This is a genomic window from Mesorhizobium sp. B4-1-1 (genome assembly GCF_006439375.1).
Classification (GTDB): domain Bacteria; phylum Pseudomonadota; class Alphaproteobacteria; order Rhizobiales; family Rhizobiaceae; genus Mesorhizobium.
In genome coordinates, this window is the sequence record NZ_VFTH01000005.1 from 107592 (window position 1) to 130688 (window position 23097).

Genomic DNA, 23097 nt, shown 5'->3' on the forward strand with positions numbered 1-23097 from the left:
CCCCGTCAGCCGCGATTGTCGACACGCATCAGGAAGGGATTGATGCTGACGCTTTGCCAGACATTGGCGGCAGTGAACGGGTCGGCGGCGTTGAACGCCTTCACATCTTCGATGCTGTCCGCGGAAAACACGAAGAGCGAGCCGATCATGGTCGCACCGTCCGCAGCGACCAGCGGCCCGGAGATTACCGTCGCGACCGATCCGGCGGCAAGATAGGCCTTGTGGGCATCGTAATTGGCAAGCCGGCGCGCAAGCGCATCGGCATGGTCGAGACAGTGGACGGCAAAGAGCAAGATAGTCCTCCCGGGGGGCGCGACGCTTCATCGATCGCCGCTAAGTTCTACTCCTCCCTGCCGGAACTTAAATCGACTCCCGTCGAACGGACCGATGAATTTGTCCAAACTGGACAGATACGGGTCCATGCGGTCGTGATTGTTCGCCGCCGGAAACGGATACCGACCGATTGCATCGTGCCGTCGAGGGCTAGCGCAGCCGCGAGATCCCTGTGGTCTCAGGCGATCCTCTGCTCGAATTGCGCGATGTCGGCGCTCTTGCGCAGTCCGGTCGCGACGACGGACACGCGGAACTTTCCCGCCAATGCCTGGTCGAAGATGGCGCCGACGATGATGTCGGCATCGGTGTCGACCTCTTCGCGTATCCGCGTCGCGGCTTCGTCGACCTCGAACAGCGTCATGTCCATGCCGCCGCAGATCGACACGAGCAGCCCCCTGGCGCCGGACATGGAAGCTTCATCGAGGAGCGGATTGGCGATCGCCGCCTCGGCCGCGATCTTGGCGCGCCCCTCCCCGGAGGCCTCGCCGGTTCCCATCATCGCCCGGCCCATGTCCCGCATCACCGACTTCACGTCGGCGAAATCGAGATTGATCAGGCCTTCTTTGACGATGAGATCGGTGATGCAGCCTACACCCGCGTAGAGAACGCGATCCGCCATGGCGAAGGCGTCGGCGAACGTGGTCCTGGCGTCGGCGACCCTGAAGAGGTTCTGGTTCGGGATGACGATCACGGTATCGGCGCTCTCGCGAAGGCGTTCGATGCCTTCCTCGGCCGCCTGCGTCCTGCGCTTGCCCTCGAACACGAAAGGCTTGGTGACGACGGCCACCGTCAGGATGCCGGCGTCGCGCGCGGCACGCGCGATCACGGGCGCCGCACCCGTCCCCGTGCCGCCGCCCATGCCGGCGGTGATGAAGCACATATGCGTTCCCGCAAGGTGATCCATGATCTCGTCGATGGATTCTTCCGCGGCAGCGCTCCCGACCTGGGGCAAGGACCCGGCGCCCAGCCCCTCGGTCACATGCGCGCCCAGTTGGATCAGCCGCGACGACTTCGACATGGTGAGCGCCTGGGCGTCGGTGTTGGCGACGACGAACTCGACGCCCTGCAGCCCTTCGGCGATCATGTTGTTGACGGCGTTTCCGCCGGCGCCGCCGACCCCGACAACGGTGATCTTGGGTCTCATCTCCAGGATTTCCGGCTTGGCGGTCATGTTCTCATCTTTCTACCGAAGGCACCTGCGGCTCCGCCGCACGATCATGCGGAGCCGAAGCAAGCACACGAATCAGGCGACCCCCACCAACCGCAGGGAATCAGAGCAGGCGCCTCCCTGCAAGGTCCGCTGACATTCTGCAAGCGCAAATGCCCCGGCCAAGAGCTGGAAGCGTCTGGGCGCTCGAGTGATCCGAGCCGGCGCGCTGCAAGAAATTCTATTGCGTCACCGAAGTCGAGGTGCCCCAGGTGTCCGACAGCACATAGCCTTGCGGATAGGGATCCGTCGGATCGAGATAGTAATTGTGCTCTCCTGTGATCCAGGCCCTGCCGGTTATCTGCGGCACGATCGCCTTGCGTCCGGCGACTTCGGTGAGTTCGAGGATCTTGCCGGTGAAGCGCGAGCCGATGATCGATTCATGGATCAGCACCTCGCCGGCCTTCATCTGGCCTCGCGCCTGCAGCACGGCCATGCGGGCCGAGGTGCCGGTTCCTGTCGGGCTGCGGTCCGAGCGTCCTGGCGAGACGATGCAGGTGTTGCGCGTGACGTTGCCCGGCCCCTGGAACGGCATGGCGAACTGCACGATCGACACACCGCGCACATTGTCGAACTGCGGATGCACGACATCGAGCTGCTCGCGCGCCGCGCGGCGGACCTTCTCGCCGGCCACGGCCAATTCGCGGGCCTCGTCGGGGGTGACCGAGAAGCCGAGCGCGGGCGCATCGACAATCGCGTAGAACATGCCGCCATAGGCAATATCGACCTTGATCGTGCCGAGCCCTTCCACCTCGATATCGGCATCGAGGCGCTCGGCGAAGGCGGGGGCATTGCGCAGCGTGATCGACAGGCATTTGCCGTCGCTGCATTCGGCGCGCACCTCGATGACGCCGCCGGGCATATCCAGCTTGAAGCGCGTCTCGGGCTCCTGCATCGGCACCATGCCGGCCTCGAGCAACACCGTGGCGACGCAGATCGTGTTGGAGCCGGACATCGGCGGATATTCGGTCGGCTCCATGATGATGGCGCCCGCGGCGCAATCCTCGCGCGTCGAGGGCACCAGGAGATTGACATGCCGGGCAACGCTGCCGCGCGGCTCGCAGATCAGCATGCGCCTGATATGGTCGTGATCGCGTTCCATCGTGATCATCTTTTCCATCATCGTGCGGCCCGCGGGCGGCAACACGCCGCCCACGATGACATCGCCGATCTCGCCCTCGGCGTGGCAGCCGACCACGCGGATGCTGGTTTTGGTGCGCATTGCCTTTTTCTCCCTGTTCGCCGCGACTATCCGCCTGGCAAGTGGGGACAAACTGATCAATCCGCGCGCCAGCCTCAAGGAAAATCATGACGGCCGACGTTTTTGTTTTTCCAGCTACTTGTCGAAATAAGAAACGAACAACTCCGAACCGAATCCCAGTCGAGCGGCGCTACCCGTCCGCCAGCGCCGTCACCTCACGCCGGAAAGGCAGCGCGTCACCGATATCGGCTTCGTCCAGCTCACGGGCAAAGCGATGGCCGGCATAGGTAGCCCAGGCGATCGGTCCCGGCGCTTCCGCATCGCCGATGACCTTGACCGAACGGATGCCATTGTTGGCCCACTCGTTTTGCCGGGCTTTCAGCGCGTGCCAGACGGCGTCGTTCTGATTGCGCGACGTGACCAGGACGACGGCATCGGCGGCCATGTCCACTTTCGCGCCGGTATAGACGCAGGCAGTCGCGACGCCGCCCGAAACGATGCTCGTGGCGGTCCTGTTGAGGACGATATCGACCCCCAACTCCGCCAGTCGGCGATGGATGGCCCCCTGCTCCAGCGTGTTGCGGGTCCAGTCCGAGACATAGGCCGAAGGGGTCACCAGGGTTACTTTCGCGCCTTGGCGCGCCATCAGCTCGGCCAGCACGCCGCCCATGTAATAGTGGTCGTCGTCGAACAGCACGACGTTGCCGGAGGGCACGTTGCCGCCCATCAGATCGTCGGGCGTGTAGATCGGCATGGCGGCGTCGATCGGCATCGGCACGACATGGGTGCGTGCCACGCCGTCGCGCCGCCAGGTCGATCCGGTGGCGATGGCGACGTTCTGGAAGCCGAAGGACAGGATGTCGTCCGCCGACAGCCGGCTCTCGAAATAGATATCGACATTCGGCATCTGGCTGAGCTGGTACTGCCGGTAGTCGCGCACCCGGCCCCAGGCCGACAGGCCCGGCAGCAGGCACTCACGCGCCACGCGGCCGCCAAGCTCGGTGCCGGCCTCGGCCAAAGCCACCTGGTAGCCGCGCAGGCCGAGCGCGCGGGCGGCCTCCAGTCCGGCGGGCCCGGCGCCGACGATCAGCACGCTGTCGCTGCCGCCCTTTGCCTGCATGCGCTCCGGATGCCAGCCCTTGCGCCATTCCTCCATGAAGGTCGGGTTCTGCGTGCAGCGCGAGATCGACATCGTCATGTCGCCGGTAATGCAGATGTTGCAGCCGATGCATTCGCGGATATCCTCGATGCGGCCTTCCTCGACCTTCCTCGGCAGGAAGGGATCGGCGATCGACGGGCGGGCGCAGCCGATGAAGTCGAGCGTGCCCGACTTGATCATCCTGACCATGACATCCGGCGAGGTGAAGCGGCCGACACCGACGACCGGCTTCGAGGTCAGCTTCTTGATGCCGGAGACGAGGCTTTCCTGCGCCGCCTCTTCCTTGAAGCGCGACGGTCCCGAGCAATCCTCCCAGGCGCCGTGAGCGAGATCCCAGAGATCAGGCAGCTCGGCATGCATCTCGATCATGTCGCGGACTTCCGAATTGGCAAAGCCAAGCTCGCCGATCATCTCGTCCAGCGACAGCCTGAGCGTCAGGCCGCACGTGTCGCCGATCGCGTCGCGCCCTTCCTCGATCAGCTCGCGCATCAGCCGCGAGCGGTTCTCCAGCGAGCCGCCATATTCGTCGCTGCGCTGGTTGGTGGCGGTGGACAGGAAGTGCTGGATGATGCCGAAGCCGTGCGCGCCGTAGAGGCAGACCAGGTCGAAGCCCGCCTGCTTCGCACGCTTGAAGGCGTTGCGATGCCAGCGGCGCAAATCGCGAATATCCTCTCTGTCCATAGCCCGGGCTTGCACCGGATCGTTGGTGAAGGTGCGGATCGGCAGGGGCGACGGGCCGCGCGGGACTTCCTTGGTATAGAGGTTGGGACCATTGATGCCGGAATAGGCGAGCTGGACGCCGGCCAGCGCGCCGTGCTCGTGCATGGCCTTGGCCATCTTGGCCAAGGCCGGGATATCGGCGTCGTCCCACAGCCTGAGCTCGATGAAGGGCGTGATCTCGGAGGTGTGGTGCATCTCCGTCTGCTCGGTGAAGATGACGCCCCAGCCACCTTCGGATTTCATCCGGCGCATCTCGGCCGCGGCCGACGGATCGCGATAACCGCCGCCATTGCAATGGGGGACCTGGTAGAAGCGGTTCTTGGCCGTCACCGGCCCGATCTTCATCGGCTCGAACAGAATGTCGTAGCGTGGGTCGCGCATGGTGCTTCCTTCCTGTCGGCTTGGCGCTGCCGCAGTTGCCGAGACTACTCATAAGTTGGCGCCGGCGCGGGAAAACTATGGATTTCTTCTGCGCGGATTAGGACGCGCCTAATCGCCCTTGCATGGATTAGCCTGCGATGAATCGGCGCTGAGCCAAATGCGACTTCAGGACCGCTACGGCGCGATGTAAACAGCCGGCTGCGGCAACGGAACAAGAGATATGGACAGCACCAGGATCCTCGAAAAGCTGATCGCCTTCCCGACGGTGAGCCGCGACTCGAACCTCGACCTCATCGGCTATGCGGCGGAGTTGCTCGGAGCGAGCGGCATCGCCAGCCAGATCATCCACAGCGCGGACGGCCACAAGGCCAATCTCTTTGCCACCATCGGACCGGCCGACAAGCCCGGCATCATGCTGTCCGGCCATACCGACGTCGTCCCCGTCGACGGCCAGAACTGGACCCTGCCGCCATTCGCGATGACCGAGCGCGACGGCAAGCTTTTCGGGCGCGGCGCGGCGGACATGAAGGGTTTCGTGGCCTCGGCTCTCGCGGCCTGTCTCAAGGCCCGGAAGACGGCGCTGCGCACGCCCTTGCACCTGGCGCTCTCCTACGACGAGGAAGTCGGATGTCTCGGCGTGCGCGACCTCATCGAAATGCTGAATGCAGCGCCCCAGCGGCCGCTGCTTTGCATCGTCGGCGAGCCGACCGACATGCAGGTGGCGACCGGGCACAAGGGCAAGCTTGCGGCGCGCGCTCTCTGCAAGGGACGCGAAGGCCATTCGGCGCTCGCCCCGCTGGCGCTCAACGCCATCCATCTCGGCTGCGACTTCGTGCGCGCCTTGCGCGACGAACAGGATCGGCTGGCCCGCGACGGCGCTCGCGACGGCGACTACGACATTCCCTACACGACCGTGCATGTCGGCAAGATCAATGCCGGCGTGGCGCTCAACATCGTGCCCAACCTCTGCCAGGTCGATTTCGAGATCCGCAACGTCGCCGCCGACGATGCCGCCGGCATTCTCGACAGGCTGCGCAGTGCTGCGGCGCGCATTGCCGCCGACGCTGCTTCGATCGCGCCCGAAGCGGCGATCGACATCGAGATCACCAACACCTATCCGGGTCTCGACACGCCGGCCGCTTCGGAAGCCGTCGCCTTCGTCAAATCGCTGACCGGCGCCAATAGCACCATGAAGGTCACTTTCGGCACGGAAGGCGGCTTGTTCAGCCGCGATCTCGGCACGCCCGCCGTCGTCTGCGGACCGGGCTCGATGGCGCAGGGGCACAAGCCGGACGAATTCGTCAGCGTCGAACAGCTGCGGCGTTGCGACGAGATGCTGGAGAGGCTGCTGTCGCGCCTCGCCGACGGCTGGCCGTGATGTCGCTCACTTGACGATGCGTTCGGTGCCGAAAACGCCTTGCTCGACCACGAAGCGGCGGCAATGGTCGATGAAGGCCTGCACCGTCAGGGTGCGGTGCTCGGCGTTCGGCAGCGCGATGCCCATGGTCAGCGGCCGGAGGTCCCCCAGCAAGGGCACGAAGACCAGCAGCTTGCCGTCCGGCGACATGGTGTTGAGCGGCCGCATATTGGCGATGCCGTAGCCGAAGCCGTTGGCGACCATCGAGCGCATCACGGCGATGTCGCCGGTGCGCTCGACGATCCTGGGGCGCAGGCCCTGGAACGCCGAGAGGAAGTATTCCCGGCTGTAAGGCAGGTCGAGCAGCACCATCGGCTCGTCGACCAGTTCCTCGGGCGTGATACCCGCCCTCCCCGCCAGGCGATGCGCGGCCGGCAGCATCACATAGGCCGGCAACTGCATCAGCGGCTCGAAGGTCATGTCCTGCGACAATTCGAGGTCGTAGGTCAGTGCGGCGTCTATTTCGCCACGCTGCAGCATCTCGAACAACTGCCCCTGGTTGCGCTCGAACTGCCTGACGCGCACATCCGGATAAGCGTCCTCGAATTTCCGGCGCAGTGCCGGCAGCACGATCTGCGCGAAGGTCAGCAGGCAGCCGATCGCCAGCGGTCCGCGCACTTTTTCCGCGATATCGCCGGCAATGTCATGCAGCGCGTCGGCGTCGTTGAGCAGGCGCGCGGCTTCCTTGAGGAACAGGCGTCCGCCTGCGGTCAGCGCCAGGGCATGCGAGTGCTTGCGCACGAAGAGCTGGACGCCGAACTCCGCTTCGAGCTGGGCGATCGAGGCCGAGATCGAGGGCGGCGAGACATTGACCTGCTCGGCCGCCTTGGCAATCGAACCCGCTTCGCCGACGGCGACGAAGTATTCGAGCTGTCTGAGTGTGAAGCGGAGCGGCATGGTCCTATGTTGCCGGTTTGCACCCGTTGATCAAGGTCACGGCCCTCAGTACTTGATCCAGGTGGTCTTCAGCGCCGTGTATTTGTCGAGCGCGTGCAGCGACAGGTCGCGACCGAAGCCGGACTGCTTGAAGCCGCCGAAGGGTGTCATCGGGCTCAGCGCATCGACGGTGTTCACCGAAACCGTGCCCACGCGCAACCGCTCCGCGATGCGGTGTGCCCGCGACAGGCTGTCGGTCCAAAGCGATGCCGCCAGCCCGTAGATGCTGTCGTTGGCGATCTGAAGCGCCTCCTCTTCGGTGTCGAAGGCGATGACCGAAAGCACCGGGCCGAATATCTCGTCGCGGGCAAGCGGATCCTCAGGCGCAACATTGTCGAAGATGGTGGGCTGCACGAAGCTGCCGCGCCCGTCGACCGAGATCCGGCCGCCGCCGGTGACCAGCCGGGCCGACTTCCTGCCGCCGTCGATGAAACGCATGACGGTCGCGGCGTGCCGAGCGTCGACCATTGCCCCCATCCTGGATGCCGGATCGAGCGGGTCGCCGGGCTGGGTCGCCGCTGCGCGCTCGGCCAGCTTCTCGACCAGCGCATCCTTGATGCCGCGCTCCACGAGAAGCCGGGAATTGGCCGAGCACACCTGGCCCTGGTTGAAGAAGATGCCGAAGGCGGCCCTGTCGGCCGCCGCGTCCAGGTCGGCGCAATCGGCGAACACCAGATTGGGGCTCTTGCCGCCAGTCTCCAGCCAGACCTGCTTCATGTTCGACTGGCCGGAATATTGCAGGAACAGCTTGCCCACGGCGGTGGACCCGGTGAAGGCGAGGCAATCGACGTCCATGTGCCGGCCAAGCGCCTGGCCGGCGGTCTCGCCGAGGCCGGGCACCACATTGAGCACGCCGGCGGGCAAGCCCGCCTCCATGGCGAGCTCCGCCAGCCTGAGCGCAGAGAAAGGCGATTGCTCGGCCGGTTTCAGCACCACCGAATTGCCCGCCGCCAGCGCCGGCGCGCATTTCCAGGTCGCCATGTCGAGCGGGAAATTCCACGGCACCACGGCACCCACGACGCCAAGCGGCTCGCGTCGCACCAGTGCCAAGTCGCCATGGCCGGTCGGCGCCACCTCGTCATAGACCTTGTCGATCGCCTCGGCATACCACTGGAAGATCGCCGCCGAGCCCGGCACGTCGATGGTGGCCGCGTCCTTGACCAGCTTGCCCATATCCAGCGATTCCAGCAGCGCGAGCTCCAGCAGGTTCTCGCGCAGCAGCTCCGCCAGCCTGAGCAGCACCTGCTTGCGATGCGCGGGGGCCATTCGCGACCATACGCCGGCCTCGAAGCTGCGCCGGGCAGCGGCGACGGCCAGATCGATGTCTTCTTCTCCGCAGGAGGCGACCTCGGCGAGCGTCGCTCCGGTGGCCGGATTGATGCTGGCGAAGGTACGGCCGGAGCGCGCGGGCACGGCCTTGCCGTCGATGAAGGCTTTGTCGCGAAAACGGATCGCGGACGCCTTGCCGATCCATTCCTTATGGCTGAGTTCGCTCATGCTGGCTCCAGACTGCCGGTACTACTCGTCACCGGGAACGCCATAGCTCGGCGCGCCCGATGGATTGAGGGCGCGGGTCACGTAGGCATCGAGCTGGGGCTTATAGATGTCCCACAGCCCTGCCAGTTGCTCGATCGGGCAGTCCTCGGTCCAGTCACAACGCAGATCGGCGACGGGCCAGGACACATCGCGCACCAGCTTCATGCCGGCGGAGCGGACAGGCCCCGCTTCGCCGCCTGCTTTGAGCGCGGCGCGCATCGTGGCGATCAGCCGATCGCCGAGATCGCCTTCGGAGGCAAGGAAGGCGTCGACCATGGCACGCGGGATGCCGTCGTTTGCAAGCAGGTTGCCGCCGCAGGCCACGTCCTCGCCGCGCGCCTCGGCCCAGATGCCGAGCGCTTTCGGCCCGGAGTGGATCGCGCTGACGCCCGCGGCGTCGACAGCCAGTATCTGCCGGTATTCGATAAAAGCGCCCGTGCGCTTCAGGATGGCGACGGCCTCCGTGGCCGATGCGCCGCGCGCCATCAACTCCAGCGCCCGTGGCCCGAGCGTCGGGTCGGTGACGTTCTGGCTGGCGACCGCGCCGACGCCGGCCTGCGCGTAGGCGCAACGCGCCGCGACCGCCGGAGACGACGAGGACACCGCCACGCCGAACATGCCCGTGCTCCGGCACCGTGCAACGATGGAAAAGGTCATGGCGTTCAATCCGGGATGACGGCGGTGCCGTCGATCTCGACCAGCCATTCCGGCCGCGCCAGGGCCGATACGACCAGCCCGGTGGAAACCGGATGGACGCCCTTGATGTACTCGCCCATCGTCCGGTAGACGGCTTCGCGATGGCGGACGTCGGTGATGTAGATAACCACCTTCACCAGATGCTCCATCGTGCCGCCGCATTCCTCGATGAGCTGCCTGATGTTCTGCATGACCTTGTGGGTCTGCTCGACCGGATCGTGGCTGTCGATGTTCTTCGCCGTATCGAGGTCCTGCGGACACTGCCCACGCAGATAGACGGTCCGGCCGCCTCGCGTGACGACCGCCTGGCAGAGATCATTGTCGAGCTTCTGCTCGGGATAGGTGTCCTTGGTATTGAATTTGCGAATTCGCGTATGCGCCATCTTGGTCTCCATAAGGGTCGGGCCCGCGGCTTTGGTCAGGCGTCCACGGGCTCGCGGGTCGCGGCGGCGTGATAGGCCAGATATTTGCGCTGCGTCGAAATACGGTCGGCCACATGCTTGGCATCGTGCCAGACGCCCCATATGAAGCTCGACCCTCTTCGCGACTGCCAGGGCAGTCCCAGGAAGTAGATCCCGGGCTCGACCGAGACGCCGCGCTGATGCCTTGGCCGGCCCTTCTCGTCGAAAGCGTCGACCTTCAGCCAACTGTAATCGACGGCAAAGCCCGTTGCCCAGATGATCGTCGTGACCCCGGCCTCGGCCAGGTCGAGTTCGCGGATCGGATTGGTCACGCAGTCCGGATCAGGGTCGATCTTGCGCAGAGCGGGTTCTTCCGGAAGGTCGAGACCGTTACGTGCAACATAGGCGTCGGCTTCGTCCAGCAGCGACATCAGATTGGCGTCGCCGCGGGCAATGTTCTTTGCAAGGTCCGGCGCGAAGGTCATCACGCCGTCCTGATACGTCTTTGTCATGCCGACGAGCGCAAGCCCCTGCGCGGCCAGACGGCGGAAATCGATCGTCTCGCCGCCGCGCGCGCCGCTGACCGCGATCGTGACATGTTCCGTGCCGGGTCCCGGGGTCTCCAGGTCCCATTTGCCGAGAACGCCCAGCCACCAGCAGAAGTCGCGACCGCGATAGGCGCGCGGCGGGCGATCGTGCGGGCCGACCGAGAGATAGACGTGCCTGCCTGAGCGCTGCAGCTCGTCGGCAATCTGCACGCCCGAGGATCCCGCGCCGACCACCAGCACCGCACCCTTTGGCAGCTGCGCCGGGTTGCGGTAGGCGCTGGAGTGGATTTGCAGGATGCCGGCATCTGCAGGAACGACGGGCGGGATGACGGGGACCTGGAAAGGTCCGGTCGCGGCAACAATGCTGTTGGCTTCGATCACGCCATGCGACGTCTCGACGCGAAATCCCGGACGGCCGACATTTCTCTGCACGAGCTTGACCTCCACGCCGCAGCGGATCGGCGCGTTGATCTGCTTTGCATAGGCGACGAAATAGTCGGCGACCTCCTCCTTGGAAGGAAAGCCATCGGGACCAGTCACGGGAAACTCCATGCCCGGAAACCGGTCATGCCAGGCCGGACCGTTGGCGACCAGGGAGTCCCACCGCTGCGAGCGCCAGCGTTCGGCGATCCGGCCGCGTTCGAGGACGAGATGAGGCACTCCGCATTTGCTCAGATGCTCGCTCATGGCCACCCCGGCCTGGCCGCCGCCGACGACGAGCGTGTCTACCTTCTCAACCGACATATCCACGTCTCTTTCGATAGGGCTTTCGCCGCTGCGATGGAGGTCCGGTTTGCTTTTAGTGACGGGCTGGCGGAGCGAAAATTATGATTTCATGTGTCAGTGCTTAGCTTATCCCTAAACGCTGGAACGGGATCGCCGAGGGGCACCCAATTCCCGCCTCCGGACATCGGGAAAAGCTTAGGCGGACCCTAAGCAAGGGTGCTGGAAAAAATAATTCTTGCGCCTTGGATTTGGTGGTTCCCTACGTCACCCGCATCAGAGCGACGACCGCTGAGAGTGAAATGGCGCGAGAGACCCTTTATACAAACGGCGCGCTCTACACGGTCGATGCGGCGAATCCCGCTGCTGAGGCGATGCTGGTTCGCGGCGACCGCATCGTTGCTGTCGGCTCTTGGTCTTCCGTCAGGGCGCAGGCCTCGGCGAACGCCGAAATCGTCGATCTCCAGGGTCGGTTCGCAATGCCGGCCTTCATCGACTCCCATGTCCATTTTGCCTGGGGGAGCAAATATCTCGATGAAGTACGGTTGCGCGAGGCAAAGACCTTTGGCGACGTCCTCGCCCGGTTGAAGGCCTATTCGCAAACCCATCCCGACCGCGCATGGATCGTGGGCAGCGAATTCAGTTACGGCTACCCCGATCTCCCCGAAGGCGGCTTCCACAAATCGCTTCTCGATCAGGTTGTTGCCGATCGTCCCGTTTTCTTCCGCTCCGGCATGGCGCACGCGGCCTGGGTGAACAGCAAGGCGCTGGAACTTGCCGGCATCACACGGGACACGCCCGACCCGGAAGGTGGCGAGATCGTGAGAGACGCGAGCGGCGAGCCGACCGGATGGTTGAAGGAGAGAGCCTGGTCCCAGCTTGAAACCCTGGTTCCCCAATCCTCGAAATCCGATATGCGATCGGCGCTGCTTCGCGCCATCAAGGAAGCAAACCGTTTGGGATTGTCGCGGGTCCAAAGCGCGGGGATGGATGACGAAGCAGTCCCCTTGCTGGCGGAGATATTCGCGAACGGTGAACTGAGCCTGCGGTTCACGCTTTCGAGCATTGCAAACCCGGAGTCGAACCTCGACGAGGTGATTGCGCGCGTATCCGGATGGAGGGGTGACCTCGACCCTGATTTTCTCGACGGGCGCGTCATCAAATTCTTCCTGGACGGCGTGCTGGAATCCCACACCGGCTTCATGCCCCTGGGCTATGCCGACAAACCGGGCGAAACCGGAACATGCCTATGGAAGGCGACCGCCTACAACGCGGCCGTCAGCCGTGCGCAGCAGGAAGGATTTCAGGTCTGGACACACGCGATCGGGACGGGCGCCATCGAAATGGCCCTCGACGCCTATGCCGCGGACGGGGAACGCTCGCGGCAGCGCCGGCCGCGAGTGGAGCATTGCGAAATACCCACCGCGCGCGACATCGAGCGTTTTGGCGAGATAGGAGCGATAGCCAGCTTCCAGCCCGCCATGATCTATCCACGAGACCAATGGCTCGGAATGGAAGGGCTTTGGGAGGTGCGTGTCGGCTCCGGATCTCTTCCGCGGGCCTTTCCTGTTCGTTCCATCCTGGAGGCCGGCGGCGCCGTCGCCTTCGGAACCGATTGGCCCATCGTCGACCTCAATCCACTCATCGGCATTCGCAATGCGGTGTTGCGCCAGAGCCGGGACCACCAGCCGGAAGGCGGTTGGGTCCCTGAGCAGAGGATCAGCGTCGCGCAGGCGGTTCATGCCTATACGCTGGGGGCGGCCCTTGCCGGCCACCGGGAAGACGACGAGGGCAGTTTGGCGGCGGGAAAGCTCGCCGACTTCATCGTCCTTTCCGATGATCCGATGCAGGTCGGGCCAGACAGAATCGCGGACATCAAGGTGCTGAAAACGATCGTCGGCGGCAGGTCGGTCTGGGACGAGCCCGCAGCTTGAGCCGCGTCTTGGGGGTTGGATGGAAGCGGCTGAATTTGACTACATCGTCGTCGGCGCGGGTTCGGCCGGTTGCGTGGTCGCCAATCGGCTGAGCGCCGATCCGTCGGTCAAAGTGTGCCTGATCGAGGCCGGCGGCAGCGACAACAGCCTGCGGGTCAAGGTGCCGGCGGGCATCCTCTCGCTCTACGGCAACCCGGCCTACGATTATTGTTTCGTCGGCGTGCCGCAGCCGCATCTCAACAACCGCAGCATTCCGGTCAATCGGGGCAAGGCGCTGGGCGGATCGAGCTCGATCAACTCGATGGTCTATATTCGCGGCGCGGCCGATGACTATGACGAATGGGCAGGACTCGGCTGCGCCGGCTGGGCCTATCGCGACGTGCTGCCGGTGTTCAGGAAACTGGAGCGCAATCTGCTCGGACAGGACCCGCGCTATCATGGCGGCGACGGCGAATTGCTGGTCGACAATCCGCGTGATCCTAACGTGCTTTCCAGCATGTTCGTCAAGGCCGGCAGGAACGCCGGCCTGCCCGCCAATGCGGACTTCAATGCCGAAAGCCAGTTCGGCCTCGGAATCTACAACGTCACGCAGGACCGCGGACAGCGCTTCAGCAGCTTCAGCGCCTTCATGCGTCCGGTGCGCGACCGCAAGAATCTGACGCTGCTCGGCCAATGCGAGGTGATCGACCTGGTCATTGCCGAAGGCCGCGCCACGGCAATGCGCGTGCGGCACGAGGGCCAGCAGAAGACGCTCTCCGCAAATCGCGAGATCGTGCTCTCGGCCGGCGCCATCAACTCGCCCAAGATCTTGATGGCCTCCGGGATCGGTCCGGCGGCTGAGCTGCAGCAGATCGGCATCGCGCCGGTGCTCGACCTGCCCGGCGTCGGCAAGAACCTGCAGGATCATGTCGACGGCATGATCACCGTGCGCTCCAGGAGCATCAGGACGCTCGGCCTGTCGATCGCCAACCTGCCGCGCATGGCGGCGGCACCCTTCCAGTATTTCGCGCGCCGCAAGGGTATGCTCACCACCAACTATGTCGAAGCCGGCGGCTTCGCGAAGACCAGGCACGCGAACGGCCTTCCCGACATCCAGTTCCATTTCGTGCCGGGCTATCGCAGCCATCGCGGCAGGCTGATCGAATACGGCCACGGCTACGCCATTCACACCTGCGTGCTTCGGCCGAAAAGCGTGGGCGAGATCAAATTGTCGCGCGACAGTTCCCGCCGGGACGTCCTGATCGACCACCGCTTCTTCACGCATGAAGACGACGCCATGGTGCTGGTCGAAGGCATCAAGATCGCGCGCCAGATTTTTGCCTCGCCCGAGTTCGACGCGGTGCGCGGCAAGGAGATGCTGCCGGGCAAGGATGTCCGCAGCGACGACGAGATCCTCGCCTATCTGCGCGCCGAGGCGCTGACGGTTTATCACCCCGTCGGAACCTGCAAGATGGGAACCGACGATATGGCTGTCGTCGATCCGGCGACGCTCAACGTGCGCGGCGTGGACGGGCTGCGGATCGCCGATGCCTCGGTCATGCCGAAGCTGATCGGCGGCAACACCAACGCGCCAAGCATGATGATCGGGCAGAAGGCTTCGGAGATGATCCTCGGCTCGGCCCATCGCGGCCAAAGGTAGAAGATCGCCTCGGCCTTTGACGTTTGAGGGCAGTTCAGCGTTTGCACGCAGGACTACCCCCAACCATTTGTGATTGCTTGAGATTGCTCTTGAAGCGCGTCACGCGCTTAGGTCTCTGTCTATGGATGTCGTTCGCCCAAAACCGCCGCGCGGTTTTGGGCGACATGCATTAGTGATCCTCGTCGATCTCGTCGTGCAGGAGGCCGAGGATGCGGCGCTTGAGCGCGATGAAGTCGGGTTCGAGGATCACGTCCATCGAGCGCGGCCGCGGGATGTCGACCTTGATCTCGGCCTTGATCTTGCCGGGCCTGGCCGTCATCACCAGAACGCGATCGCCGAGCACCAGCGCCTCGTCGATGTCGTGGGTGACGAACAGCACCGTTTTCTGCTGCCGCTCCCAGACCCGCAACAGCAGTTTCTGCATGGTGCCGCGCGTCTGGCTGTCGAGCGCGCCGAACGGCTCGTCCATCAAGAGGACGGCCGGATCATTGGCGAGCGCGCGGGCGATCGCCACGCGCTGCTTCATGCCGCCCGAGAGCTGGGCCGGATAATGGTCGGCAAAGGGTGCCAGGCCGACCTCGTTGAGATACTGGTCGACGATCTGCTTGCGCTGCTCCGCCGGCAGGCCCTTGCGCTTCGGCCCGTATTCGATGTTGGCGCGCACCGTGAGCCAGGGAAACAAGGTGTAGCTCTGGAACACCATCCCTCTGTCGGGACCCGGTTCGATCACCTCCCTGCCGTCCACCTTGATGGTGCCGGAGGTCGCGTCATTGAGGCCGGCGGCGAGATAAAGCAGGCTGGATTTGCCGCATCCCGAAGGGCCGACGATGACGCAGAATTCGTTCTTCGCCACCTTCAGCGACACATCGTCCAGCGCCAGCACGCCGTTGGCGTCGCCATAGCGCAGCGTCACGTCCTCGATGGCCATCGTGGTGCCGGTCGCATGCGGATCGCCGGTCGCATGGGCCGTGCCGGCCGGAGTGTTCGCCTTGACGGTTTCGGTCATCACTACCCTTGATCCGGCTGCGGTTTGCGAGGATGCGTTCAACATCAAGGTGCCCATGGTGCGACCCTTGCCCGGAGAATGCGGAATGCCGTGTCGGTGATCAGGCCGAGAAGCCCGATCGCGGCGATCGCCATGAAGATCACATCGACCTGGAAGCCGCGCATCGCCTTGAGGCTGATATAGCCGAGGCCGCTCGACGCCGCGACGAGCTCCGCCACGACGAGATATGTCCAGGCCCAGCCCATGGTGACGCGAAGTGTGTCGAGTATCGAGGGAAGCGCTGCAGGAAAAATGACGTGCCACACCGCCTCTGAGCGCTTGGTGCCCAACGTGTAGGAGGCGTTGACCAGATCCCTGGACACGCCGCGCGCGCAGTCGGAGATCATCACCAGCTGCTGGAAGAATGTGCCGAAGAAGATGACCGCGATGCGCTGCTCGATGCCGATGCCGATCCAAAGGATGAACAGCGGCACGAAGGAGGTTACCGGCAGGTAGCGGATGAAATTGACCAGCGGCTCCAGCGGCGCCTGCACCGCCCGGTAGGTCCCCATCCACAGTCCCAGCGGCACCGCGATCAATGAGGATACGATGAAGCCTAGAAGCACCACCTTGGCGCTGGTCAAAGTGTGGTAGAAGAGGCTGCCGTCCAGCGACATGCGATAGGTCGTCTGCAGCACCGTTCCGGGCGTCGGCAGGAACATGTTCGGCACCACGCGGCCATAGGACAGCAACGCCCAGCCGCCGATCACGACCACCCACATCGCCAGCGCGAGTGTCGTTGCCGTGCTGGCGGGGATGTTGGCGAATGGGGTCGTCAGGCGTGTCCACGCCGTCCGCCTTTGTGCCATAAGATGGCCTCCGTTGATTTTAGAGCAATTCCACCAAAAGTGAGGGCGGTTTTCCGTTCGGAATTGCGTCAAAACAAGAGATAGAAAGGTTCGCCGTTTCGGTGAAACGGTGAACCGACCCAGGCGCGAAGCTCAGGCGTTCGAGAAACCGGGATCGGCCCGGGCGGGCCGACCCCGACGATCCCGAAGGCTCACTGTTCCTTGATGAAATCGGTGTCGAGGATGGTCTTCGAGTCGATCGTCATCTTGAGCTTGCCGGCCTTGCCCCAGATGTCCTGCGCGAAGTTCACCAGGTCGGACGCTTCGCTCTTCTCCGGCGTGCCGAAGAACTCCAGGTTGCGGGCGCGGTCGTAATAGCGCACGCCCTGGGCGCCGGCCGCGAAATCCTCAGGCTTCTCGAGATAGCCGCCAATGCCCTTGGCCATGATCTCATAGGCCTTTTCCGGGTTGGCCTTGATGTAGTCGACCGCCTTGTAATAGCCCTTGATGAGGGCCTTCACGTCCTCGGGGTGCTTCTCGATCAGGTCGCATTTGAGCGCGATCACATCGACGATCAGGCCAGGCGTGGTCGTGGAATCGATCAGCACCTTGCCCTTTCCGCCCTTGCGGACTTCGGTGAGGTGCGGCTCCCAGGTCACGGCGGCGGGAACCTGGCCGGCGATGAACGCGGTCGCCGCGTCGTCGGCGGTCATGTTGGTGACGCTGACATCGTCCTCGGTCATGCCTTCCTTTTTCAGGAGCACGTTGAACCAGAATTCGGAAACAGAGCCCTCGTTCAAGGCGACGGGCTGGCCTTTCAAATCCTTGAGCGATTTGACGTCGGCCTGCGTGACGACACCGTCGCCGCCATGGCTGTCGTCAAGCGCCACCACGTATTTGAAGCAGAGCTCGTCCGAGCGGTACTTCATCAGCTCGTCGACGGTGGAGGCGGCGCCGTCGAGATCGCCGCCGGCCACCGCCGCCATGTAAAGCGCTGATTCTTCGATGACTTTCAGGTCGACATCGACGCCGGCTTCCTTGAAGTAGCCAAGGTCGCGGGCAAGGAACAGCGGCCCGTAGCCCACCCAGGTGGTCATGCCGAGGCGAATGGCGCCGGCGTTGGCGGGAGCGGCAAGCCCCAGGCCCAGCAGGCCCGCGCTGACCGCGGTCGTCAGGCAGTTTCGGAATGTCTTCATTATCGTGGTTCCCCTATGGCTGTTACCGGCATCGACCTCGTTCGAGTGGCGTATGCCAGGCTGTCGTTTCGGCAGCCGCTCTCTTGTTATGCGTCGCCCTCCCAGGCGGGCCTTGTTCTAGGTCCCGCAAGAGAGCATCCGGCCCGGATCGCAAAAAGAAGTCTTTTTCTGTCCTTTGCTTCGCCGAAACCGAAGCAGCGGGCTAAGCTTGACCGATGAGCTTGAACAGACGGCGCAAAGCGACGGCGGTTCCGCTGGCGCCGGCAGATGCGCCAATGACCGTGGACGGCTTGCTGACCAAGAGGCCTTGCAAGTAGGACGGTTCACCCAAGATGAATCGGTTGGACGAGCTTTTGCCAGCTTGAGCCCCGATTTCCTGTTGCCAATCTGGGCGGAATTTTATGCGCGCACACGACAATGCCGGGGTGAGCTCGATGGGCTCAAAAGCGGAGAGGCGCGCCTGAGCCTACCCGCCGGCTGCCCAAAGGGTACCCTCACCTTGGCGATAGCGCCTTTTGTCCTTTGTCGGTTTAAGCGCCGCTCAGGCCCGGAATCGCTGCCAGATCGATCTCGGTGATGTGCCAGCGGCCAAGGTTTGCGGTGTAGAGCTTGTCTCCCTTGAAGGCGACGTTGGTGGGATGCGCCAGCGTCGTCGCCGCCGGATCCTCGATCAGCACTTCGAGACCTTGCTCCTTTCGCCAGCGGTAGATGCGGCTCGGCTCGTAGCATGAGATCAGCAGCGAGCCATCGCGAGCGAAGGCGACACCATCGGGAACGTTGCGCACGCCTTCGACCACGACCTCACGGCCCCCAGCACTGTCATCGCCAAGGATCGGCACGAAGCTGACGCAAGACGCGTTGCTTTCCACCACGTAGAGGCCGTTGCCATCCGGCGCCATGGCCATGCCATTGGCGAACGACATCGGCTCCTGAAACCACAGGCCGCCCTCGCCCGTCTTGAGATCGTAACGGAAGATGCCCGAGCGATTGTCCTGGCCGACGCTGTCCGAAACGAAGAGCCAGCCTCTCGCCTCGTCGACGATCGGATAGTTGGGCACGCGGATACCGGACGAAGCGAAGCGCTCCATGCGACCTGTCGCGAAATCCCAGCGGAAGATCGCGGCATGCTTGAGATCGCAGGCAAAACAATTGCCGGCGCTGTCGAAGGCAATGCCGAGAAGGAAGCCGTCGGTGCCGCCCATGCGCTCGACCGAGCCGCCGTCGGCCGCCAGCCTCAGCAGATCGCCGGTTTCGGTGCCGCACCAGATCGATCCGTCGCGATGGACTGCCACGCCCTCCGGATGCGCGACGCGTGGATTGGTGAAGATGCCGTCGAAAAAGACGCGGGCGGCGGACATGTCGAGCAACGGCTTTGCCATGGAACGCTCCTCAGCTTGCGGCAGGCGAGCTCTGCGCGGCGATGCAGCGCTCGACCATCGCGCGGTCGGCCGCGAGGATTTCGGCGATCAGCGCGCCGCGCTCCTTGGCGCTGACGAATTCCAGACGACGCAGGCCAAGCGGGTCGATGCGGTTTCGCAGCACGGCAAGCGTATCGCTGGAGGGCACCGGCACCTCGCGGCAATCGGCATCAAATGTCACTTCGAACCCGGTGGCTTTACGGACCTGCTGCTGGGTAACGCCTGGCATGGTCTCGACGACGGTCAATTCCCGCGATGTCTGGTCGAGCCGGAAGACGCAGAGATCGGTGAAGACCAGAGCCTTGCCTGTCCGATAGCCCATCGGCTCGCGTTCGGCCGGCGTCAGCAGCCCGCGGGCGGAACTTGCGATCTCGACCGCGTCCACCAGCGACTGGACCGAATGACGTGGGACATAGAGCAGGTAGTCGCGATGCATGTTGGCGACGTCGGCCATGCCGCCCTGCCCGGGTAGCCGGATGAGGCCGCCGCTCGGCTTGCGCAAGGCGATGGTGTTGACGCCGCCGCGCCGGTCGACCTGCGCCGCGCCGACGATCTCGTGCGTCACCGCCCCCGCCTGGTAATAGGTCGAATAGGTATCGTCGCCGCCGGCATGAGCCACGGCCGTCTCGCAATCGAGGCTTTCGATCAGCGACAGCACCATTGGACTCGGCGCGATGTCGAGGTGGCCGCAGCTCATCGTCGCGATGATCATGTCCGGCGCGTGCGTCGCCTTGGCCAGCCGGTAGGCGACATTGGCGAGCGGCGACACCGCGCCGGCGCTGGCGAAGCTCTCATTGTCGAGTTCGGCGGCGATGCGGGCGGCAATGATCTCGTCGACGGTTGCCTTCCCGTTGTCCTGTGCGGGCACCGGCATCGCGAGGACCGTTTGGGCGGTGACCTTGGCTGCTTTTTGAAGCCGTTCCGGCAGGCCGGCCGCTGGTACGCGGAGCTTTTCCGCCAAAGCTGCATCCTTGGTCGCGAATGCCTCCGACAATGCCGGATAGTCGGTGACGTAGAACGGCAGGCACGAGGCTGGATAGGCGCCGCCCGGCGCCAGGGCGATCGCCGAAACCTGGTTGCGGGTGAGGATGCTCTGGCGACCGTCCCGCCGCAGCGCTCCAACCGGAACGATCTCCTCGACCGTGACCAGCACCTGGCGCGACGCGCCCGCCATGGCGAAGTCCAGCGCCCGCGGCCCGATGATCTCGACATTGCCGCTTTCGTCGGCGCGCTGGGCGTGGACGACAAACGTATCGAGCCTGAGCGGCGGGACGAACCCCGTATCGGTCCCGGCAAGCGGATCGGGCCTGGCGACCGCACCCGGCACGCGCGCCAGCATGTCGGAGCCCTGAGGCAACTGGAACGGCATCGACGGCAGGTTCTGCTGAGCCGCCCGCAGCGCCTGGATCATGGCCAGAGCCGTCCAGTCGCGGACGGGGATCGCGCCGTTCTCGGCCGCCGCGCGGAACCTCGGCGGCAGCCCGAAGATGTCGAGGCTGGAAAAGCACAGCTCGATTTCCGCCACCGCGCCCGCCTCGAGCAGCAGCTCGAGCGGCAAGCCGCCGGCCCAGGAGACGTAGCGCAGTTCCTTGACGCCGGACCTGGTGATCGCGCGCAGCAAGGCGACCGGCAGCCGGGCGAAGTGGTGGCCGCCGACGCCGAACGCGTCGCCGTGGCCGACCATCGCCGCCAGCCCCTCGATATCGGTGAAGCGGGGCCGGTTCGACTTGACGAGGGAAACTGACCTGCGATCTGTCACAGCGCCGAGCCGCTGCACGGTCAGTGCGCCATGCGCCCAGCCGAGGCCGCGATAATCGTCGCCACCACTCATGAGCCGGCCTTCTTCACGGCGCTCCTCTCGGCAAACTCCTTGACTCGCCGCTGGCCGATTTCGCTGCGGTAGAGGCCGCCCAATATGTTGCGCTCCATGGCAAGGCCGTCGGCCGGATCGCCGGACACGGCATGGGCCGTCAGGGCCTTCAGGCCTTCGATCGCGGCAGCAGGCTCGGCGGCGATCATTCCGGCCAGTTCCAGCGCGCGCGGCATCAGCCTTTCGACATCGACGATCTCGTTGACGAGTCCGGCGCTTACGAATTCGGAGGCGGGCACGATGGCGCCGGTCATCAGCAGTAGATTGGCGCGGTTGCGGCCGAGCTTGGCGACGCTGCGTTGCGTGCCGCCACCGCCGGGGACCAGCCCCAGCTTGATTTCCGGCAAGCCGAGTTTCGCGAACTGGTTGGCGATCACGATGTCGCAGCACAGCACCAGCTCCATGCCGCCGCCCAGCGCGAAGCCGTTGACCGCGGCGATCACCGGCTTGCGGTTGTTCTCGATCGCCGCATACATGCGCGTCCCGGCAGCCTGGAACGTGTCGAACTCGGCGGCGGTCTGCGCGGCGTATTCCTTGATGTCGGCGCCGGCCATGAAGCCGCGCCCCTCGCCGGTTACCACGATCGCGCCGACGCCCGCATCAGAGGACAGCGCCTCGAACGCCTCCGTGATCTCGCCTTGCATGATCCGGTTCATGGCGTTGAGCTGGTCGGCGCGGCGGAAGGTGACGACCGCGACCCGGCCCTGGGTTTCGACCGTGAGTGTCTGATAGGCGCGCATCCTCAGGCCGCGTCCACGGTCATGTCGCCCGACGCTTCGAGTGCTGCGATCTCGTCCTTCGACAGACCGAACTCGGCCAGGATCTCGCGGCCATGCTGGCCGACCAGCGGCGCCGGCCGCTCGATGGTCGCGGGCGTCTCGCTCATCTTGACCGCTGGCGCCACCACCTTCACCTTGCCGCCGCGCGGATGCTCGTAGCTGGTGATCATGCCCATATGCATGACCTGCGGGTCTTCCGCCGCGCGACGAATGTCCTTCACCTCGGCGCACCAGATGTCGGCCTTGAGCAGCCGCGCCAAGAGGTCCTGCGTGGCGAATTTCTTCGTCTCGGCGTTGACCTTCTCGAACACCTCGTCGCGCTTGTCGAACAAGGTCTTGAGGTCGTCATAGACGGCGAGTTGCGGCGCCTCAAGCACCTCGTAAAGCGTCTTGAACGGGCTCATGGCGATCGACACATAGCCGCCGTCCTTGGTCTCGTAGATGCCGAACGGCGCCTGCATGCCGGGATGGCCGATGCCGGAATTCGGCCGCACGAAATCCTCGCCGAGATTGAGCACGGCGACATATTCCTGGTTGAGGTGCGCGAGCAGGCCGGCCAGCAGATTGACCTCGATCTTCTGGCCCTTGCCGGTCTTCTCGCGATAATAGAGCGCCGACAATATGCCATAGACCATGTTCATGGCGCCGATCTGGTCGGCCAGGCCAGCGCCTGCCGGCACCGGCGCCTGATCACCGCGGCCGGTGTTGGCGATCAGCCCCGCCAGTCCCTGGATCAGCATGTCTTGTCCGGGACGCTCGACGTAGGGGCCCTCCTCGCCATAGCCGGAACCCGAGCAATAGATGATGCGCGGGTTGACGGCCTTGAAGTCCTCGTAGCCGTAACCGAGCTTGGCCAGCACGCCGGGGCGGAAATTCTGCACCACCACGTCCGCGCTCTTCGCCATCTCCATGATGACGGCATGCACCTTGCGGCTTTTCAGGTTGAGCGCGATCGAGCGCTTGTTGCGGTTCCAGGCGAGGAAGTTCGGGCTCTCGGAGCCGCCGACCCATTTGGCGAAGAAGGTCATGCCGCGGAACATGTCGCCGGCGCCGGCGCGCTCGATCTTGATGACATCGGCGCCCATGTCGCCCAGCAGCTGCGTGGCGAACGGCCCCTGCAGCAGATGGCTGAAATCGAGGATACGGACGCCTTCGAGGGCCTTGTTCATT

At 64.6% G+C, this 23097-nt stretch carries 19 protein-coding genes; 3 read left to right on the forward strand and 16 right to left on the reverse strand.

The genetic code is table 11. The features are described from left to right. Positions 1-5: 5 nt before the first annotated feature. The 4 genes from FJW10_RS09185 to FJW10_RS09200 all read right to left on the reverse strand — a co-directional run bounded on the left by FJW10_RS09185 (position 6) and on the right by FJW10_RS09200 (position 5001). The gene (locus tag FJW10_RS09185) at positions 6-293 is read right to left on the reverse strand and encodes a YciI family protein (protein ID WP_140899842.1); all 288 of its coding nucleotides are present in this window, start codon (positions 291-293) and stop codon (positions 6-8) included. Between the two features lie 218 nt (positions 294-511). Then, a complete protein-coding gene (gene ftsZ, locus FJW10_RS09190) occupies positions 512-1504 on the reverse strand; it encodes a cell division protein FtsZ (RefSeq protein WP_140899843.1) in 993 nt (330 codons plus the stop codon). 217 nt (positions 1505-1721) lie between these two features. Then, on the reverse strand, positions 1722-2762 hold the full coding sequence (locus tag FJW10_RS09195; RefSeq protein WP_140899844.1) for a proline racemase family protein: 1041 nt from the start codon (positions 2760-2762) through the stop codon (positions 1722-1724). A 169-nt stretch (positions 2763-2931) separates the two neighbouring features. After that, the gene (locus FJW10_RS09200) at positions 2932-5001 is read right to left on the reverse strand and encodes an NAD(P)-binding protein (RefSeq protein WP_140899845.1); all 2070 of its coding nucleotides are present in this window, start codon (positions 4999-5001) and stop codon (positions 2932-2934) included. 220 nt (positions 5002-5221) lie between these two features. Between FJW10_RS09200 and argE the strand changes: the two genes are divergently transcribed. Continuing rightward, a complete protein-coding gene (argE, locus tag FJW10_RS09205; RefSeq protein WP_140899846.1) occupies positions 5222-6379 on the forward strand; it encodes an acetylornithine deacetylase in 1158 nt (385 codons plus the stop codon). Positions 6380-6385: 6 nt separating this feature from the next. On the opposite strand, the gene FJW10_RS09210 is transcribed toward argE, so the two are convergent. The 5 genes from FJW10_RS09210 to FJW10_RS09230 are packed head-to-tail and all read right to left on the reverse strand — an operon-like array spanning position 6386 to position 11279. Continuing rightward, positions 6386-7315, reverse strand: coding sequence for a LysR family transcriptional regulator (locus tag FJW10_RS09210; RefSeq protein ID WP_140783571.1), 930 nt, complete (start codon positions 7313-7315; stop codon positions 6386-6388). A 45-nt stretch (positions 7316-7360) separates the two neighbouring features. Further along, positions 7361-8851, reverse strand: a complete 1491-nt coding sequence (locus tag FJW10_RS09215) for an aldehyde dehydrogenase (protein WP_140899847.1) — start codon at positions 8849-8851, stop codon at positions 7361-7363. Between the two features lie 21 nt (positions 8852-8872). Continuing rightward, positions 8873-9547: a DUF1028 domain-containing protein gene (locus tag FJW10_RS09220; RefSeq protein ID WP_140899848.1), complete on the reverse strand. Its 675-nt coding sequence runs from the start codon at positions 9545-9547 to the stop codon at positions 8873-8875. Between the two features lie 5 nt (positions 9548-9552). Then, complete coding sequence (locus tag FJW10_RS09225; RefSeq protein WP_140640275.1) at positions 9553-9969, reverse strand: RidA family protein; 417 nt, start codon at positions 9967-9969, stop codon at positions 9553-9555. A gap of 35 nt (positions 9970-10004) precedes the next feature. Then, the gene (locus FJW10_RS09230; protein ID WP_140899849.1) at positions 10005-11279 is read right to left on the reverse strand and encodes an NAD(P)/FAD-dependent oxidoreductase; all 1275 of its coding nucleotides are present in this window, start codon (positions 11277-11279) and stop codon (positions 10005-10007) included. A 281-nt stretch (positions 11280-11560) separates the two neighbouring features. Between FJW10_RS09230 and FJW10_RS09235 the strand changes: the two genes are divergently transcribed. Next, positions 11561-13192, forward strand: coding sequence for an amidohydrolase (locus FJW10_RS09235; protein ID WP_140899850.1), 1632 nt, complete (start codon positions 11561-11563; stop codon positions 13190-13192). A gap of 19 nt (positions 13193-13211) precedes the next feature. Beyond that, a complete protein-coding gene (locus tag FJW10_RS09240) occupies positions 13212-14831 on the forward strand; it encodes a GMC family oxidoreductase N-terminal domain-containing protein (protein ID WP_140899851.1) in 1620 nt (539 codons plus the stop codon). Between the two features lie 169 nt (positions 14832-15000). Here the strand turns inward: FJW10_RS09240 and FJW10_RS09245 are convergent, their stop codons facing one another. From FJW10_RS09245 to FJW10_RS09275, 7 genes are all read right to left on the reverse strand, one after another. Beyond that, positions 15001-15759: an ABC transporter ATP-binding protein gene (locus FJW10_RS09245; RefSeq protein ID WP_210239423.1), complete on the reverse strand. Its 759-nt coding sequence runs from the start codon at positions 15757-15759 to the stop codon at positions 15001-15003. A gap of 122 nt (positions 15760-15881) precedes the next feature. Further along, on the reverse strand, positions 15882-16685 hold the full coding sequence (locus tag FJW10_RS09250; protein WP_140828597.1) for an ABC transporter permease: 804 nt from the start codon (positions 16683-16685) through the stop codon (positions 15882-15884). Positions 16686-16876: 191 nt separating this feature from the next. Further along, entirely contained in the window at positions 16877-17860 is a 984-nt protein-coding gene (locus tag FJW10_RS09255) for an ABC transporter substrate-binding protein (protein WP_140899852.1), read from the reverse strand. A 530-nt stretch (positions 17861-18390) separates the two neighbouring features. Next, complete coding sequence (locus tag FJW10_RS09260; protein WP_140899853.1) at positions 18391-19239, reverse strand: SMP-30/gluconolactonase/LRE family protein; 849 nt, start codon at positions 19237-19239, stop codon at positions 18391-18393. A 10-nt stretch (positions 19240-19249) separates the two neighbouring features. Further along, the gene (locus FJW10_RS09265; RefSeq protein WP_181177471.1) at positions 19250-21109 is read right to left on the reverse strand and encodes a CoA-transferase; all 1860 of its coding nucleotides are present in this window, start codon (positions 21107-21109) and stop codon (positions 19250-19252) included. Continuing rightward, complete coding sequence (locus FJW10_RS09270) at positions 21106-21888, reverse strand: enoyl-CoA hydratase/isomerase family protein (protein WP_140899854.1); 783 nt, start codon at positions 21886-21888, stop codon at positions 21106-21108. The genes FJW10_RS09265 and FJW10_RS09270 overlap by 4 nt, the downstream gene beginning before the upstream one ends. 2 nt (positions 21889-21890) lie before the next feature. Next, on the reverse strand, positions 21891-23096 hold the full coding sequence (locus FJW10_RS09275) for a CaiB/BaiF CoA-transferase family protein (RefSeq protein ID WP_140828589.1): 1206 nt from the start codon (positions 23094-23096) through the stop codon (positions 21891-21893). Position 23097: the final 1 nt, after the last annotated feature.

Coding starts and splice junctions, on each gene's coding strand:
- ftsZ (WP_140899843.1), bottom strand. CDS start 1,504: ATGACCGCCAAGCCGGAAATCCTGGAGATGAGACCCAAGATCACCGTT.
- FJW10_RS09195 (WP_140899844.1), bottom strand. CDS start 2,762: ATGCGCACCAAAACCAGCATCCGCGTGGTCGGCTGCCACGCCGAGGGC.
- FJW10_RS09200 (WP_140899845.1), bottom strand. CDS start 5,001: ATGCGCGACCCACGCTACGACATTCTGTTCGAGCCGATGAAGATCGGG.
- argE (WP_140899846.1), top strand. CDS start 5,222: ATGGACAGCACCAGGATCCTCGAAAAGCTGATCGCCTTCCCGACGGTG.
- FJW10_RS09210 (WP_140783571.1), bottom strand. CDS start 7,315: ATGCCGCTCCGCTTCACACTCAGACAGCTCGAATACTTCGTCGCCGTC.
- FJW10_RS09215 (WP_140899847.1), bottom strand. CDS start 8,851: ATGAGCGAACTCAGCCATAAGGAATGGATCGGCAAGGCGTCCGCGATC.
- FJW10_RS09220 (WP_140899848.1), bottom strand. CDS start 9,547: ATGACCTTTTCCATCGTTGCACGGTGCCGGAGCACGGGCATGTTCGGC.
- FJW10_RS09225 (WP_140640275.1), bottom strand. CDS start 9,969: ATGGCGCATACGCGAATTCGCAAATTCAATACCAAGGACACCTATCCC.
- FJW10_RS09230 (WP_140899849.1), bottom strand. CDS start 11,279: ATGTCGGTTGAGAAGGTAGACACGCTCGTCGTCGGCGGCGGCCAGGCC.
- FJW10_RS09235 (WP_140899850.1), top strand. CDS start 11,561: ATGGCGCGAGAGACCCTTTATACAAACGGCGCGCTCTACACGGTCGAT.
- FJW10_RS09240 (WP_140899851.1), top strand. CDS start 13,212: ATGGAAGCGGCTGAATTTGACTACATCGTCGTCGGCGCGGGTTCGGCC.
- FJW10_RS09245 (WP_210239423.1), bottom strand. CDS start 15,759: ATGGCCATCGAGGACGTGACGCTGCGCTATGGCGACGCCAACGGCGTG.
- FJW10_RS09250 (WP_140828597.1), bottom strand. CDS start 16,685: ATGGCACAAAGGCGGACGGCGTGGACACGCCTGACGACCCCATTCGCC.
- FJW10_RS09255 (WP_140899852.1), bottom strand. CDS start 17,860: ATGAAGACATTCCGAAACTGCCTGACGACCGCGGTCAGCGCGGGCCTG.
- FJW10_RS09260 (WP_140899853.1), bottom strand. CDS start 19,239: ATGGCAAAGCCGTTGCTCGACATGTCCGCCGCCCGCGTCTTTTTCGAC.
- FJW10_RS09265 (WP_181177471.1), bottom strand. CDS start 21,109: ATGAGTGGTGGCGACGATTATCGCGGCCTCGGCTGGGCGCATGGCGCA.
- FJW10_RS09270 (WP_140899854.1), bottom strand. CDS start 21,888: ATGCGCGCCTATCAGACACTCACGGTCGAAACCCAGGGCCGGGTCGCG.
- FJW10_RS09275 (WP_140828589.1), bottom strand. CDS start 23,096: ATGAACAAGGCCCTCGAAGGCGTCCGTATCCTCGATTTCAGCCATCTG.